Raw genomic sequence first — 16,793 nt, forward strand, 5'->3', positions numbered from 1 at the left:
ATAAAATCTATCTCTCCTTATTTTATTCTACAACACACCGGACAGAGAAACCAAGTCCCCGAACTATGCTTTGTCCCGGATTTACAGCATTATTGTTGCCAAAAGATATGAAATAACCACTTGCATCTATAGAAGAGGAAGACCAATAACATGCGTTTGATCCGGTATTGATTAAAATACCGGTACCTAAATTGCGATAACCGGCGGCAGGGAAGAATGGCGCCCCTATGTCTGCCTTATTATATCCCATACTAAACGAGAAACTGCCATTCGTCTGGGTAGATGTCACATTTCCGAAAGTTCCTGCCATTGTATATGCACCTGATGCAGGATAAAACTCCGAGGAAGTTGGCATACGCCATTTTTTTCCTGCCGGAGCCCAACCTTTATCTGTGAGGTACTTGCAAATATCACCAACTCCGGTCGGTCCATCAGTCATTTCGTAAAGATGGGCGCGGTCCTCTCTTGATTTTCCGGCAGGAGGATTACTACCTGCAAGAGTGACAGTTAAATAAGGAATAACACCCCAGGTAGCCATAGTTGTTGTACCGCCTAACGGTGGATAGATGACTGTCGAAGTTAAGAAATCACCTACAGGCGAGATACCATAGAGGCTTCCCCCCAGGAAGTACACTCCCTGATAATTCTTATGAGTAGTAACACCCGTATCGTCGAAAGTAAGGTGGCCTGCGGCAGTATCGTAATAGATGTTACTTCCCGCCCAACCTTTGTGAGCAGCAGGATAGTATTCATTACTCAAATTGAGGACAAGGGTTACATCGTCAAATTTCTTAGGAGAATCGGGGCTCTCAAAAACGACGGTCAATTGACCGGCCAGACTGACAATATTACTTGCAACCCGGAAAGTAACCGGAGTACCGGGGTTGGTATTGCTGCTGCCTGTAGCTCCTACCACCAGATTATCCGATACCTGCAAATTAAGGAGAGAGCCTGTGCCCGAAGTCAGCTGCTGTGAAATGGATTTGATCCGCCAATTGGCATTGCTTCTGACATTGAAAGTATAGGCGCTGCCATTTGTCCAATAAGAACTGCTTACATTACTGAATACCAGATTATAAGTAGACTGCCGCAGGAATATACTTTTTGACAGGTAAGTTTCTCCGTTGAATAATGTAAAATCAACTTTTGATATTTTCTCCAGGAATGGATTGCTGGTAAGATCCGAACTGACAATAGCCGTTGGGCGGATCGTAAATAACTTTTCGCCCGACGGATCGCTTATATTCAGTAATGCGCCCGAACCCGGCTGATCGGATGCACCATCGAATGAAAAGGCGGCGCTACCTACAGCACTATTAACCGATGTGACTGTAAAAGAGGCCGGAGACCATTTTATCCTGAACTGCTGCGACACCGGCTGTGTATTTATCGGTGCGGCAAACACTAATTCGGTGATATTATTAGTTCCTGCTGCATTTTTTATATTCAGGGCAATATCTGTATTGATACCCTGTGTGACTTTCACTACATAAGCAAGGCGTCCGGCCTTCAGATGGATGAAGCCTATACGGGCAGAGCCGCTTATATTTTCTGTGAGCTTCAATTTCACATTTGTTGTGGAACCCGATGCTCCCGACACAACAGGAGTGCCTGACAGGGATACCAGACTCAGCCAGCTTATACTGCTCCCTCCGGTATCGACAATCTTATCCACCAGCCATCCCGAAGGATAATCGGTTGTAATCGAAAGTGCATTATTATCATTCGAGGCAGTAAGCTCGTTACGAGGCAACGTAAACTCTCCCTGAGATACTCCGAGCATATACTGGCCATCGAAAACGATATCTGAAATTTGCCCGTCGTTCCACTCTATAATCTCGGCTTTAATATTTACAGGGCGGGAATTAAAAGCATCGGCAGGAGTAGCCAATCCCGGGCCGCTGACTTCAGAAATATTGACCTTATAATGATGGTTCCGGAGTAAAGACAGGTAGGTTGTGGTAGAAGAAGTCTGGGCAAAATCGACACGGTAGTATGTAGGCTGGGAATCACCTGTATATATTCCCCCTATAACAAGGCAGGTGGCGTTTCCCAGCGACGACGGATTTGCTTTTACAGCCTCGAAGGTATATATTTCACCGATAGAGGATACATCGGTAGTAGTAATGGAAGTTCCATCATATAATAATGGCCCCAATGTAAGTGCCGACGTAGAGGGAACACTTGGATTAGTAACAATATTTTGCGACTGGTTCCAGTTTGCGGCATCAGGAGCAATACGTCCCTGGTTATTGTAATTATACAGGCGTATACTTTTCAACTTGAGATTATCAGTTGCAGCAGTGCCTGTAAGGGTAACATCAATCTTGGAAACCATGCGTATAAGATTGACAGGATTATTGGCCGGTGTGCTCTGGTTTATAGTGATGGAAGCAATTTCTCCCCACATAGGCATCGGGATATATCCTCCCGATGCAGAATTTGCATTCCATTTCCCGGCGTTGGTGATTATCAGTTTATCAAGGACTGATGCTTTCGTATCGCCAACACTGAAACTGCCGGAAGTGTTTGATAACGGCTGACGCGAATTGGCAAGCACCACTATGTTGTAAGTTCCTTCGGGTACTTTTACAGTAAAAGTTTTAATTTTGCTGTCGATAGGATCTGTATTGATCACATTACTGAATATCGGCTGGTAAACATATTTACCATTAGTATCGAACAATAGTATTTCAATGCTTTTAACCTCGTTTTCGTCATTTGTATTCAAGGCATAAGTGCTTGGTGTGGACGAACCGGGAACTTTTACTGAAAAAGTCACCATCGCTGCATCTGTATCAGAAGCTTGTATGTCATCATTATCCTGACAGGAACCGGAAAGAAAGCCGGATAGGATAGACAGACTGACGATCAAGCTGTATCTGATATATAGTTCTATTGTTTTCATACTGTATCTCGTTTTACTTTATGTATTATATTTGATTCAGGCCGGAGCAGACAGTAACATCCACCTGCCTGATTTATTCTTTATAATTCGGGATCTACCGGAGTTTGTCCCCATTCGGGAACGCTTATTATAATAGAGGCTTCTTTATATTCTACCAGTATGGGTATCACCGCCTCCGGGGTGTTATCTACTGTTATATTATTTTCTAACATAAAATTTTTCAGATTTATATTAGTCAGTATGCTGCCATCCGAGCCTTTCCTTATGATAACCTCTATGGCATTATTATCTGTGAAGCGGGGAGTAAGAAAGGTTATTGCTGTAAATTCTTCCCCTGAAATGTTTTGAAACGCGGATGTATCCAGATAGCTGATCGGATTGCCGGCGGTCTCCATTGCAAAATTATAACCGCCGGGGACACCGGTCATTTCAATTATCGGCGGTAAAAGTTCTCCTTGTGCATTTTTATCTACGAGTCCTTTTGTATATACCTGTACTGTAATGTGAGCGCTACGGAAATTGAGGATGCGTTCTATGACATTTTCAGCTTTAGTTGCCGTCTTCAGGCTTGGGGACAATGTGAAATTGTCGGACGCAAAATATAAAGAATCCCCGTTTGTAGTAGCTATGCCGCTTCTGGCAGCAGTATTGTATAAGAGCGCATCGCTCAGGCGATTGCTTCTTTTTAATGGTGTTATATGGTTTTTATCTGATACATTACCCCAGCAAACAATCTGATAGCTGCCCGGATCGAGGTTTAAGGTGATACCTGTAAAAGAGGTTAATGCCGCGAGGTCTGCACTCTGTACTGTAACGAATAGCCCGTCGTCAGTGAAAACAAATACATCCACCTTTTGTATCTTTTTGATAAAAAGTTCATTCGGGTCGTTGCCCTGGTAACGGAACTTCAATATAAAATTGTCTTCAGGTTCAACCGGACATCCAGCGTTTGCGCTGTCATCGATGCATCCGTTCCACATCAAGACGGCAAACAATACAAAAATCAGATGAAATAGTTTCATAAATAACCCTTTTATATTTTATAAGCAGTATACTCAAACAAGGCAAATTATCTCAGAGTTTATCAGATAAGTCTTATGGGGAAAATACTTTCCGCATTTCCCCATAAGATTTTATTTGGTTATAATTCAGGTGTGACGTCAACAATTGTCCATGTAGCCAAAGTGACGGTTACAGTCACGTCTATTGCGTTCATATTCGGAGCCGGAGTCAGATCTGTTTCTTTGAACGAAAATGCTCCCGCGCCGATATTATAAACCTTTCCTGCTTCAATCGCAGTCAGGCTTACGCCCGAATCCTTCAACCCTTTAATTGTAATAAACTGAGGGGAAGCGTATGTAGACCCGTCATTGGTTGTAATATTGCTCAACCGGATAATAATGCGGGGAACGGCAAAAGCGCCGACAGTCGTATTGGCAAACAGGTTATATGCCCATACATCTCCTGAGGTAGCCGGTGCGGCAACTTGCGATGATGCAGTTATTCCTGAAGTGTAATAGTCATAAGCAATAGTCTTAAGAGCTGTAGGGTATGCAACTGAATTATCCGTGAAAGTAGCAGGGACAGATCCGTTGCTCTTCAGATCACCTGAATCTACCGATCCATCGGCTGTCGCTTCTGAGTAATAATTGTCAATGAAAATGCCATCGACCCGGAAACCGGTTATTTCACCCGTTGAAGTCATATCGGTCAGTTCAATACGTGCTACAGTCGGCTTCAGGGTGATAGCACAATTGTAACTGTTTCCTGACGTCGGAGTAGGTATTGCACTTCCGTACAGGTTTACCTCTGCGATATCCGATTGTGATGTTATCTGCAAAGCTGTTGCTTTTACTGTTGATATGTTTCCTGATGTGGGAAGACCAGAGGTATTTCCTACTACATGCACGGCGGCTACCTGGCCTGGCAGATTACTAATGATTTTCCCGGCCTGGATATCTGTCAGGCTGATATTCGTGCCGCTTGTCAGTGAGGAAGAAAGTGTATAATGCTTTAGGATAGCGCCTGCTGCGTTTACAAAGTAGAGGTCGCCGGAACTAAATCCAACAGTCGAACTACTGCCGACCGGGGATTCTTCGGAATAAGTTATCGGGGCTTCTTTGTTAATCTTTAGAAACACACTTTTGGTTTCCGTAGAGTCTTCTCCTTCTATCTCTTCTTTACTGGAACAATTACTGAATCCCAGTAACAAGACCATAGCCGATAGGATTAAATAAACGAATTTTGTCTTCATACTTTTTAATTTTAAAATTGATTCAATGTGATTGATAAAATAATTTTTTATATATCATTCATTTAATTAGATTCACCTGTTTCTGAGGTTGTTTAGCAGTGTATTCTGGAGTTAGTCCTTTACCGAATAACAAATTTTATATTCTGCATGTCTTAATTCCGGAAGTATCTTATGACGTATGCTGAGATAGGGTAGTCCCTTGTCGAGCTGTTTTAATGCTGCTTCGCGTCTGTCGTATGAGCTGGCAGATGTTATAATTTCCAGAATTTTATCTTTTTTGATTATATCACTGATGCTTAAGATAGCTGTCAATCCTTCCCAATCTTCTGCAACAGAGCTTATCACAAACAAATCTTCGGAGATGCTGAATTTATTCTTTATGTAATCTTTTAAGGCATAAGCCCTTGCCTTAGATAATAAATCATTCTTCTCATATACGCCATCTGGTGAAGCATAACCTTCAATATATACATTTTGCAGTGTTACATTTTTGTTATTTAACATATATTGAAAAATACTATCTATTCTGGCTAGTTCTTTTGGGTTAGACAAGTATGCAGGAACGATAGCCGAGCGTCCAATGGGAAAATACAAATTGCCTTTACTATAGACGCAATGAAGCTTATCTTCTTTTGGCGGAGTAATAAGAGTCAGCTGAGGCGATACAGTCGACGGCTCATCAGAAGCAGGGATTATTGGGCTATTAATAGAGTCTGCCATATAAGTGCTTTTCCCTCTGTATCCTATAAGGTATTTGTTGACAGTCAGATATGCTGAATCTGTTTTTTGTTTGTAAGGTAAATATACATTGAAAAAGAGGGTCGTATCATTTTTTATATCGGCATTGATAAAATCTGTACTTAGTTCTTTTTTATAGTTATTTGCCCAACGCTTAAGAACCTTTAGCTTATTTTTACCCATGATAGTTATCGGCGGTAAGTCATAGAAAGAACTATCCGTGGCCAGTACCGGCGTGATATACAATGCTTCTCCGCTCAAGACCGGTTTCGTGCCTATTTTTACCCGATAGTTAGCTACCAGACTATCCTCTATTTCTTTGATCTCAGTAACATCGAACCGGATATTCTGCCCAAAGATGTTGTATGCGGGGAAGAAATGCAGAACGAGTAAAATGAGTATAATACGATATTTGATCTGATCCATAAATATTGTAAGCTAAGTTTATTTAAGTATATAAATCAGGGAAATACCTGCTTTGGTAGGGCCAAAATAGTTATGGCTGCCCTTTCCCAATTCCCGTCCACAGACTTCACATTCGTAGCGTGTATAATCCATATGGATATAACCGATGCCGAGCGAAGCCTCGATACTCCAGCGCGGAGACAATATCCACTGATAACCATAAGAGACGCCAAATCCATAAGCATCACCCTGATAACGGTAGTCTGCAAAGTCACCGAAAGGTAAGTTGCCTACATTAAAATGGCTGTACAGAAGATGACCTCCCCAAAAATGCCCGTTGAAAGGCTCGTTGATCCAATAACGAAGCTCGGGCTGAATCATGAAATGTTTGAATTTCCTGTTGTTGGAGAATGTCCACGGATTATAATTCAGCGATATATCCAGGGTCAGATATTCCGACATGCGGACTTCTGCTCCCAGATTTACAGTAGTTGTTAAATCATAGATAAGGTTACTTTTTAACCCTAAGAAAGGCATTGTTTCCTGCAAAGGCGGGTTAGTTTTTAGAGGAAACTGTCCGTAGCATCTAAAAAATAGGCTCCCAGTAAGAGCTGTAAGTAATACAACTATTCTAATCATTGGAATATTATTGAGTAATTATTCTGCGTATTCTGTGTATCGAATTTATCTGAGTACAATTAACCATACCTTGTTTTTCAGATACCGGTTATGCTTAATCTTTTTTTGATTCTGACTTTAGTATTCGTCCCAGTTATTTTTTCCGGTATTCCCGAAACTTAATGCCATTACTTTTGAATACCGGATTTATTTCTTTATTAACAGATACTAAGCATTCTTTATATACAGAAATAAACACGGGTTTAATATGTCATTTTTCTTTCTTTATTAATATCTGTTAAATCCCCTGTTATTAGAAAATAATTTCAAAAAATCGGAATGGACTTTTATCAGATATCAGGTATACTCTCAAACCTAGCTTCTTATTATTGTGATTTCCTTGTTACAAAACTAATGTTAAGGCATCAAAAAAAAATTATACAAATTCTCCTTTTTTGTTTATTTAGTTTCCCATTTTATCTTTTTCTCACCGGTCTCGAAGTTGCTTACGTATATATCCGGGGGATAAACCCAGTTTAGTTTTACAGAATTTGTGAAAATGCGATACCGACGAAAAGCCATAATCAAAGCTTATTTGCTTTATACTTTTCTGAGTCTTGGTTATTTCGTGATAGATATCATCAGCTCTTCGTAACGCAATCCAGCGTGAAGCCGAAACTCCGAATACCTTTAGGAAACGTTTTTCAAAACCCGACAAACTATAACAAGACATGGTCGCCAGTTCACGGATAGATGAGGCCTGTCTGTAATTCTTATATATAAGGTCAGAAAATTTTTTATCGCTGGATATTAAAGCTTGAAAGAAAAAAGTCCTTTCAGCCAGAGAATAACTTATAGACATCAGCTGAAAAAGCTCCCTGGTTTTTATACCAAAATAGAGCGGATCATTAAAGCCCGATTGTAGAAACCATTTTAAATAATCAACATAAGCTGTAATCAATGGAGTGAATTGTAATACAGATAATTTATTTTCTGACTTTTTATTATTTGACTTCTGTCGTTGACTGTAAAACGGATAATTGTAAAGGTTTAAAATATCCCCGGGCTTCAGGCATATAAGTGATACCCCCTCGGTAGTGCTTATACAACAACGAGATCCCATCGATATGAATACCATTCGTCCAGATCCGATATCTTCATCAATATATCCTTGAAGAGAGCAGATAAGGCTGCCGGAAGTCACAAATAAAATATTATGTTCACCTGCTATAAATTCGTGATATTGATTTTGTCCTAATATCCAAATATTAACCGATACTGTTGTCTCCTCAGTATCCATGATATAGCTTTCGGGCGAATTGTTTCGATAATTTGTCTTCATAAATATCAAATTCTCCCTGTTTTGCCTTAATCCAACTATAAAAAAGGCCGAAATATACAATTTCAACAGACAAAAAGTAAGATTGTTCATTTTATTCAAATTATCATATCCTTATTTCCAATTATCAATCCTCTGTTGAAAGTGATAATTTGAAAACAACAAACGACTAAACATTGCGATTAAACTGCTATCTATTAAATTATCAAACATTTATCGGCAAAACATCAAAATACGCCGGCATTTCTCAAAAAACTAAAACCCACGAATCCTCTCGACTCATGGGTTTTATAAATCTTTACAAAACTATACCACAACCAATATTGAAAGGCTGTGTTTTTTATATAACAGGCCTGAATAATTTATTTTATCAAAACCCGTTCAGACTTATTTATGGATTTATCTTCACTTATTACTTTCACAATATATATACCTGTGCCGATTCGTTGATTTCCGGCAAAATATTCATTGGAATTCTTGTATATAGCCTTTTCTCCAAGTAATCGGCCTGTTATATCATAAACCGTAGCTATACAATTTTGGTCAGACTGATTATCAATAACAATCTGATTACCGCTGATATAAACATTTACGAGAGAAGCCTCCTGGCCGGTTGAAGCCAAAGGAGACGGACTTACTGCAATTTTGAATCGTCCATTAGTGATACTGCTTGTTCCGGAAATAGTATATTCTGCATTATTTTCAACCGGATAACTACGTCCTGTATATACATCAAGTAAATATAACTTGCGTGCTTCTACGTCTGATGTTACAGAGAGTATTATAGTATAATTCTCACCTTTTCCTGCATTTACGCCAAACGTTGTTCCCGAAAACTCAGGAACAGTCGCTATCTGGTATTTGTACCCGGCATCATCAGAGATATATACTTGCGTCAATCCCTCTTCCTGTAATTTATACGCGTCCCATCCGTTATCAAAGCCTGCAGTGGATTCGGAGTTTTCAAATAGCCATACACGGTCGGCTGAAGTATTACTCATTGCATCCATGATTATATAAGGAAATCGCAGTATGTTGCTTTCAGTAGCGGCAGACTTCCATGGTTTTGTTGTGGATGCATTCAATTCGTTTTTTATCAATTCATTATACCTCAATGTCATATTACCGGGGGTTGTTACATCCAGCATGAATGTATGCATAGATAATATCCTGTCCGGTATTCCGGCTTGTCCTGCCAGATTAAACGGTACAGCCTGGTATTGACCTCCTGTAACCCCACTAACTGTCCCTCCATTAAGTTTTCGCCATTGGTCACGTGTTCCTGTATTGAAAAGATAGACCGTATTTTCACTCAATTGTGCACTACCTAGTTCAATCGCTGCCGAAGTAATAGGTATAGCCGCGGTAAACGAATTACCGACAAGATTCATTCCCGAATAATTAACATTGGATGTTTTAGTAAGCGAAACAGTAGCGTCCCCTACATTCAAAGTACCCGCAAAAGTATAAATATTTGTCGGCAGGGTATTGTTATTGTTTGTCATTTCGTAGCCTTTGAATGCTTTTAATCCCGTGTCCGGCATGTATGGAGCCGGTTGCCATTTATTACCATTAAAAAATTCTACCCACTGGTTTACAGTTTCGACTTTTGGTACCAGATAGGGAAAGTCCGATGACTGAACCGGAATACCGAAATATTGCCATTGCTTCTTATAAAATCCGCAGGTTGAACATTCATATGCCTTATTATAAAACTCTACCTTAGCATTTACGTTCCGGTTATTGTTAGGATTAGCAAATATGAGTGTGCCTGTAGGTTTATCTGTTGATGTCCGAACGATGATGGTCCCTTTATCCGGGTTGTTATCTTTTACCTCACCGTTAATAATAAGCTGATTTTCGGTAGTTATCAGTAGATCTACCTCGGAATCGTTGATCAAGTCTCCGATTACACGGTCTTTGTCAAGATACAAGTCTCTCACAGCCGGGCTTCCGTTGTTGTTGGCATTAGTGGCAAATTCAATATTTTCTCCGGGCTGAGGAACGTAATCAGCTGTCCAATTGCCTGTTTTGGCCCAATCGTTATCAATCGTTCCATGCCAGAAATTATTGGGGGATTTCATTATTATGATATATACAGTCGCTTTGTCACAAGAAGATTCAGGAATACCGTCATCACATACTTCATAGATAAAGCTATCAGTACCTGTAAATCCATTATTTGGGGTATAAGTAAAAGTCCCGTCAGCATTCAAGACTACCGAGCCATAGACCGGATCTTTCAGAGGAACTGTATTTACTATTTGCCCGTCTCCTTCCGGATCAAAATCATTATCCAATACATTTCCGCTAACGGTTTTGTTTTCTTGCGTGTAATATACATCGTCATTTGCATATGTAATGTTTATATTGCTCTTGGGTAATACTGTGATTGTCACTATTGCTTTGTCACAAGTCTCAGGAATTCCGTCATCACATACTTCATACTCAAAAATGTCCGTCCCAGTATAGCCCGGATCAGGCGTGTAAGTATAAGTTCCATCTGGCAGGATTGTAACCGTTCCATGCGACGGAGGATTTACGGGAGTGGTATTTAAAATAAACTGATCCCCATCCGGATCAAAGTCATTACTCAAAACATTACCCGACACCGGTTTATCCTGCTCTGTTATAGCTTCATCATTATTTGCTATGACATTGTTATTGGCCGAAGGGTTAAGGACAGGAATAACATTGATAGTAACTGTTGCTGTAGCGCAAGCTTTAAGCGGTGCAGGAACATCATCACAGACCGTGTAAGAAAAACGGTCTGTACCTGTAAAATTCTCTTTTGGTGTATAGATATATGTACCGTCAGCGTTAAGTTGTACATTTCCTCCTTCGTCAGTCGTTATCGAACCTGTTGAAGTTACGGTCTGGATATGGCCTTCCAAATCATAGTCATTGGTTAATACATTCCCGTTGACAGGGGTATTCTCAAATGTTATATTGATATCATTTACTGCATTTGTGCTGTTGGTAGGATTTACCGCAACGGTTGACGAATTATTGCCATGATTCGAGTCCGAAGACCTTACTTCCGGATACCCTTCGGCCGTATTGTTGTATATTCCGGATTTAAGCACTTTGGCCGTAATAGTCAATACCCTTTTATTTTTGCTTAAATCATCGGTATCATAAGGGATGTCGTGCACCGTCCATTTTCCTGTAAGGGGATCGTATGTTGTTTGCGTATTTCCCCATGTTTCCGGATCGTTACTTCCTATAGGGGCAGGAGTAACGGTTGATCCCATAGGAGCTGTATGACTCACATACTCATATCCGGAAGGTAACAGATCGTCCACCGTTACATCCTGAGCATACATCAGACCTTTGTTCGTTGCCGTAATTGTAAAAGTAACTTCACTACCTATGGCCGGAGTGGGATTACTAACTGTTTTGAGAATTTCCACATCCGATTTATCCCAGTTAAAAATGAAGTTCAACTCAAGGGTTTCCATCCATGAACCGGCATAAACGTTGAGCGTATTATTATTTCCGATGCCGTTATCTCCGCTTGCCCACCATATATTACCGGGGCTGTCCGCTCCCGTGGTGTTGATAGCAGGTGATTGCACATTATAATCAGCATAAGTTGTTGAATTGTCATTTCTTGGCACCGTACCCCATTGATTAGCTCCTAAAGGGTTATTGTTGGTAACCCTTGTACCCGGTACTCCGGTATAAATATTACTATGGTCCCAGAATAATTTCACCGTTGCACTCTCCATATCTATCGGCCTTATGTTTTTCATTGTTATTCCAAGACTTTGTTCCATATCGTAGACCGGAAAATGTACCGGGAAAAAGTTTGCAGATGTAAGCAATTTTATTTGAGTACCTGCCGGAACAACATTTCCGTTCCCATCTTTACCATCCCAGTATACATCATATGCTCCCGGTATATCAAAATACCTGAATATCTGGACATCTCCGGCTGAGTAATTACCGGAATTATCCAGGTCGACCAAGATATCCAAAGACCCGGGAGTATCCACTTCTACCATGAAATATGCTTCTCCTCCGGTTGCATCCGCTTTTCTTCTGAACCTCACGTCTGTACTGGCAACAGGGGCAATTGAAGTCTTCCATATTGATTCATCGGGTTCTTCTACAAATAATGGATACTGATAACGGTTGGATGTGCCTTTAACAGACTTGCGGTTTCCTTCAATGTCGGGGTCCCCATTCGGTAAAAAATTGTTTAACGGGCCGGAATCATTCGCAAAAAATACCGCATAGCCTGCGTTAGATCTTCCAAAATTGACATACTTGATATAATAATCATCTGTCTGATCGGTATAAGTATTGTCTACCGGAACATAGAATCCGAAATTATCGTGGTAAGCTGAAGTATTCGGTTGCCCGTTTGTTCCGGAAGGCAGACCATTATAGATACTCCAATATTTACAATACAGCCGCCCCGGGCGCTTAGTAGTACCTGAAGCAACGGTTACATCCCATTCCGATATTTCAAAACCACTATTACCGGGTGAAGTCATCTCCACCCAGAAAGCCCGGTTTTGTCCGGTATTATTTGTGAACTGGCCTCCGGGATTGGAACTGGAACTACTTGCTGTCCCACTGGTAACATAACCTCCCGACGTTAAAGCAGACGGGCCGGCAACAGCTTGTGCCTGAATCAAATTTGTGTTAGTACTCGTCCTGCCCTGTAAGTTACTGTTTGCTGTTGTAACTTCTGTCCTTCCGGAGCCTGATATCCCCGAAGGAAAAAATGTATTATATCCGGCTGTTGTATTATCATAATACCAGGTAAGGTTACTGCTGGTACTGCTTCTGAAGCTAAAGTAAACTGTTTCACCCGCTTTCACATAGACGTAAAAGCGATGATTCGAATCATAGTTGGAAGCAGCACTCGGTCTCATCATGCTACCGCGGGTATTATAACCTGAATTTCCCGTATTATTCCCCGGAACCCACAACGAACTTTGGCGACTTGTCTGAGTACCTTTCCACTTACCCGAACCTTCAGCTTGAATATTTACCTGCGGTACTGCAATAAGCAACAGACCCAGAAGCAGCAAATAGAGGTTTATTTTTTTACGACAAGCGAAAAGGTATTTCTCTGCCTTTAAACCCAGATCCGGAAAAACCGGAGTATGATATTTTTTCTTCATATATCAAATGATTAAAAGATTTACTGATTCCCCATCTGAAAATTTTAATTCAGCGGTCTATCAATATATCATTAATATCTTCTTTCAATTTGTATTGTAGAGTTTAGCCCGACTTTAATATTATATCTCCATATCATATATATACCAATGATTGCGCTCAATTTTAGCAGGCAATAGCAGCTTATAGGTTTCATTACCAAATTCAGGCGGAGGCAATGGTCCTGCTCCCTGATAAGGAATACTTATCTCTATCGCACTTCCCGCATTATCACGCTCATTAATATAAGTGGTAATAATCAATCCCGTAACCGTCCCGTTCTCCAGATTGTATGCTGATACAGTTCCGTTAGCCTGCCATGCTACCCAATCTGAAGAACTTACCAGATCATCAGTTTTGGATATATGCTTTAACGCATATGTATTCTTATCAAAATCAATGAATTTATAATTATACTGCGCGATACTGTTGAACAAGGGGCTACTTTGATGTCCTGCCGAGAGTTTTACATTAAGCTGTACTTTAGCTACAGCACGGGTTAATGGTATATTATTGAGTTGAAAATTAGAATTAAAATCGTGAGTCGTATTCCCCGACATCAATACAGGTGTAGTTATATTATCCGACCAAGGTTGGGACGTTTCCTTCAGAATCGATTGTAATCCTGTTAATGAGGCCACAGCATCAAGCTCTGATTTGACAGAAGAACAGTTGGCTATGATATAAACCTGTCTGTTACCGGCTTCTGCCTGAGTCAGGTTTAACGATATCTTGCCATTGCTACTGTTCCATGAGCCTCCGGTAAAAGTTGAAGTATTGACATAATACTTTTTCAAGGTTTGTGAACCTGTCGTAGGAAACAGGAACAAGTATAAATCGTCTATACGTTGTTCTTCCACTGTTCCGGCATCAACTGCCTTTGTCTGCTTTGTGATGTAATTATCTATTGTGAAGGATAATTTAATCTTATTATTGTCTAAGGCCGGATCACTTGTTTCCTCTTTCGAACAGGCCCAAAATAACAAGCTTAAAAACAATGATATATATACTATTCTTTTCATACTTCTTATCTGTTATTTCGTAAAGGTTTTAACGAGGTAACCATTATACCATACTTCAATATATGACTGACCTGCGGCAGGAACAGACTCTAACTGATAGTTTTCAGATGCCGTAGTATCCAGGCTATCGAATTCTTTTTCGACTGTACCGTCAGAAAACTTAAAAGGAGTTATGGTTTTCAATTTGACAGCATGAGGCGTACATGCTTCTACCGTATTACTGATGGTAACCTTCCCATTCTCGTCCACAGTAACATTATATCCGTATCCCATATAGGCTGAACTTTGTTTAATTTGCCACGGATCAATTGTATAAATTATTTCTATCTTCTGCAGCTTACTGATAATATAGAAATAATGACGGTTGCGATAAATATTATAATCCGGCTTATCTGCCTGCCGGCCTGTGGCAAAAGATAAATAATCAGTATCGGTTATAGTACGGTTATCCGTTATGATCGGAATTTCGTAGAAAGTACCATCCAAGGTTTCGATCAAAAAATAATTAACCGGCTTATGGTCTGCCGAAGCCGACCAATCCGGTGCCGTCATCAGAGCTTCAGGCATATAATAGATATATGTATTTCCTACTTTTTTCAAAGGTTTATCTTCATAATAAACCGGAGTAACAGGAGTAGCCGGTGATACAAGGTTGAATTTCCTCTGTGCATTTTTGTAGTATATGTTTTTCACGCCGGAACTGATTTCAGAGCCTTCGATCTGTACTTCCAGCTTTGCTGCTACACGAACAAGTTTTACCCTTTCTTCCCCATCCGGATGGAAAGGTTTTGGAGAGTATATATTACCTCCTTCGGTAATAGCCTGGTTCATATATACCCTTGACATGGGAAAACCTTTCGATCTTACCGCGTTCAGATATAAATCTGTATCCAGATCACGGAAAGTATTCATATAAACGTCCATTGCAGATTTCGTAGTGATATCTTTCAGTTCATCCATCGCCATATTAGCGATAAAATAAAAATCACGCAGACCAGTTGTCATCTGAACCGTAAAGGTTTTTTCCTTATCGGAAAATGGTATCCCCTCTTCATAAAATTCGCAGACCTTAGCCCCGGTTGACGAATCAAAGACCAGCATGGCTAAATCATGTACCCGGTCTTCATAATCCACATTATCGGTATTAAGAGATTCCAGCCCTGCAGCCTGCGCTTTCGTTATTGACAAAAAAACCTGGGGCTCCTTGCCTATCTCTTTATCTATTTCCTGATGATTATCGTAGATCTGTGACTCGCAGGCCGAAAAAGAAACCAGCATTCCAATAAGTGCTACATATAATAAATTCAATCTCATAATCATATTGATTATTTAAGCCCGACAGCTTAGATTTACAATTCTGTACTATAGCTGTGTACAAGCCAGTTATTTACATAAACAGCACAGCTAAAATGTGTCCAGCATTCTGAACAATAATCTTTTATCACGAATTTGATAGTAAAATCGTTTTCACAATTCAGGTTGATTCCACCTTCCACAGTCCTCAATAAAATGCTGGCAATGAGGTCTCCGTCAAAAACGAGTTCTTCTTTATCATTACCTGTATAAGTTATTTTAAGTTTATTATTATATCCGGTTACAAGATCGAGCATCGAATAATTCCATGTACCCGAATTGTCGACAAATTCAGTTTCAAGCGCCGGATATGTTAATACCTGTGTATTAAGTGGCATCGTACCATCTACACGTACTGTTCCGTTAGCAGAAGAAACAGCCACTTGCAGCTTTTGCGGATCATAACTCTTCATCGTAGCCTGATCGAATTCTACAATAACATTTAGCCTGTTGGTCAGCTCACGCAGATTTATAGCAGTATGTTTATATAATGAACCATACTTTTCGGGTTCCGGAAGAAAAACAATAGGACTTTCCCCTTGCCAGATACGTTCGTTTACAGCTAAACGGGCAGCCATATTATTTGTAGAATTGATGGCCAGCATTATATCCTTCTTGGTTGTTACCCTAGGAGAAAAGGTGCTCTTACTGAATTTTTCATTGACCCCAGCCCATGCTATAAATGAATAGTTGCCATTGGAAACAGGCATCAGAACCTCAAAATCATGGCTGAGAGTGACGTTTTCCTTATATACTGAGGCAACCAGTTTATTTTCTTCATCGAATGCAAACACTGTAAGCGATGACACATCACCAATAAAAGTAGAGTCTGCCGCACATGGTGTCATGGAATAGAATTTTACATAAACACCCTGGGGGCAATCTGCCAGATCATTGTAGATAAGGGAATCACAACTCCACAAAACTGTTCCCAGTGTGAGCAATGTCATCATAATCCTGATTCGCAAATTCTTCATCCGT

At 40.3% G+C, this 16,793-nt stretch carries 10 protein-coding genes; all 10 read right to left on the bottom strand.

Annotated features, from left to right (window positions below):
• Positions 1-22: 22 nt before the first annotated feature.
• Complete coding sequence (locus tag ACYQ3L_RS19435) at positions 23-2,908, bottom strand: FimB/Mfa2 family fimbrial subunit (RefSeq protein ID WP_379995453.1); 2,886 nt, start codon at positions 2,906-2,908, stop codon at positions 23-25.
• An 80-nt stretch (positions 2,909-2,988) separates the two neighbouring features.
• Positions 2,989-3,930 carry a FimB/Mfa2 family fimbrial subunit gene (locus tag ACYQ3L_RS19440; protein WP_379995451.1) on the bottom strand — a complete coding sequence of 314 codons (942 nt, stop codon included), beginning with the start codon at positions 3,928-3,930 and terminating at the stop codon, positions 2,989-2,991.
• Between the two features lie 119 nt (positions 3,931-4,049).
• Positions 4,050-5,162: a hypothetical protein gene (locus tag ACYQ3L_RS19445; protein WP_379995449.1), complete on the bottom strand. Its 1,113-nt coding sequence runs from the start codon at positions 5,160-5,162 to the stop codon at positions 4,050-4,052.
• Positions 5,163-5,273: 111 nt separating this feature from the next.
• The gene (locus tag ACYQ3L_RS19450) at positions 5,274-6,326 is read right to left on the bottom strand and encodes a DUF3868 domain-containing protein (protein WP_379995447.1); all 1,053 of its coding nucleotides are present in this window, start codon (positions 6,324-6,326) and stop codon (positions 5,274-5,276) included.
• Positions 6,327-6,344: 18 nt separating this feature from the next.
• Positions 6,345-6,944 (bottom strand): DUF3575 domain-containing protein, encoded by a 600-nt coding sequence (locus ACYQ3L_RS19455; RefSeq protein WP_379995445.1) that lies wholly within the window; start codon positions 6,942-6,944, stop codon positions 6,345-6,347.
• Between the two features lie 466 nt (positions 6,945-7,410).
• Complete coding sequence (locus ACYQ3L_RS19460; RefSeq protein ID WP_379995443.1) at positions 7,411-8,265, bottom strand: helix-turn-helix domain-containing protein; 855 nt, start codon at positions 8,263-8,265, stop codon at positions 7,411-7,413.
• Positions 8,266-8,624: 359 nt separating this feature from the next.
• Positions 8,625-13,400 (bottom strand): cadherin-like domain-containing protein, encoded by a 4,776-nt coding sequence (locus ACYQ3L_RS19465; protein ID WP_379995441.1) that lies wholly within the window; start codon positions 13,398-13,400, stop codon positions 8,625-8,627.
• Positions 13,401-13,520: 120 nt separating this feature from the next.
• A complete protein-coding gene (locus tag ACYQ3L_RS19470) occupies positions 13,521-14,459 on the bottom strand; it encodes a fimbrial protein (RefSeq protein ID WP_379995439.1) in 939 nt (312 codons plus the stop codon).
• A 12-nt stretch (positions 14,460-14,471) separates the two neighbouring features.
• Complete coding sequence (locus ACYQ3L_RS19475; RefSeq protein ID WP_379995436.1) at positions 14,472-15,773, bottom strand: fimbrial protein; 1,302 nt, start codon at positions 15,771-15,773, stop codon at positions 14,472-14,474.
• A gap of 35 nt (positions 15,774-15,808) precedes the next feature.
• On the bottom strand, positions 15,809-16,789 hold the full coding sequence (locus ACYQ3L_RS19480) for a FimB/Mfa2 family fimbrial subunit (RefSeq protein WP_379995433.1): 981 nt from the start codon (positions 16,787-16,789) through the stop codon (positions 15,809-15,811).
• Positions 16,790-16,793 lie beyond the last annotated feature (4 nt).

Source organism: Dysgonomonas termitidis, from assembly GCF_054657735.1.

What these genes read in the sequence shown, in the direction of transcription:
- ACYQ3L_RS19455 (WP_379995445.1), bottom strand. Translation starts at nt 6,944, where the DNA reads ATGATTAGAATAGTTGTATTACTTACAGCTCTTACTGGGAGCCTATTT.
- ACYQ3L_RS19435 (WP_379995453.1), bottom strand. Translation starts at nt 2,908, where the DNA reads ATGAAAACAATAGAACTATATATCAGATACAGCTTGATCGTCAGTCTG.
- ACYQ3L_RS19470 (WP_379995439.1), bottom strand. Translation starts at nt 14,459, where the DNA reads ATGAAAAGAATAGTATATATATCATTGTTTTTAAGCTTGTTATTTTGG.
- ACYQ3L_RS19440 (WP_379995451.1), bottom strand. Translation starts at nt 3,930, where the DNA reads ATGAAACTATTTCATCTGATTTTTGTATTGTTTGCCGTCTTGATGTGG.
- ACYQ3L_RS19475 (WP_379995436.1), bottom strand. Translation starts at nt 15,773, where the DNA reads ATGAGATTGAATTTATTATATGTAGCACTTATTGGAATGCTGGTTTCT.
- ACYQ3L_RS19445 (WP_379995449.1), bottom strand. Translation starts at nt 5,162, where the DNA reads ATGAAGACAAAATTCGTTTATTTAATCCTATCGGCTATGGTCTTGTTA.
- ACYQ3L_RS19460 (WP_379995443.1), bottom strand. Translation starts at nt 8,265, where the DNA reads ATGAAGACAAATTATCGAAACAATTCGCCCGAAAGCTATATCATGGAT.
- ACYQ3L_RS19450 (WP_379995447.1), bottom strand. Translation starts at nt 6,326, where the DNA reads ATGGATCAGATCAAATATCGTATTATACTCATTTTACTCGTTCTGCAT.
- ACYQ3L_RS19465 (WP_379995441.1), bottom strand. Translation starts at nt 13,400, where the DNA reads ATGAAGAAAAAATATCATACTCCGGTTTTTCCGGATCTGGGTTTAAAG.
- ACYQ3L_RS19480 (WP_379995433.1), bottom strand. Translation starts at nt 16,789, where the DNA reads ATGAAGAATTTGCGAATCAGGATTATGATGACATTGCTCACACTGGGA.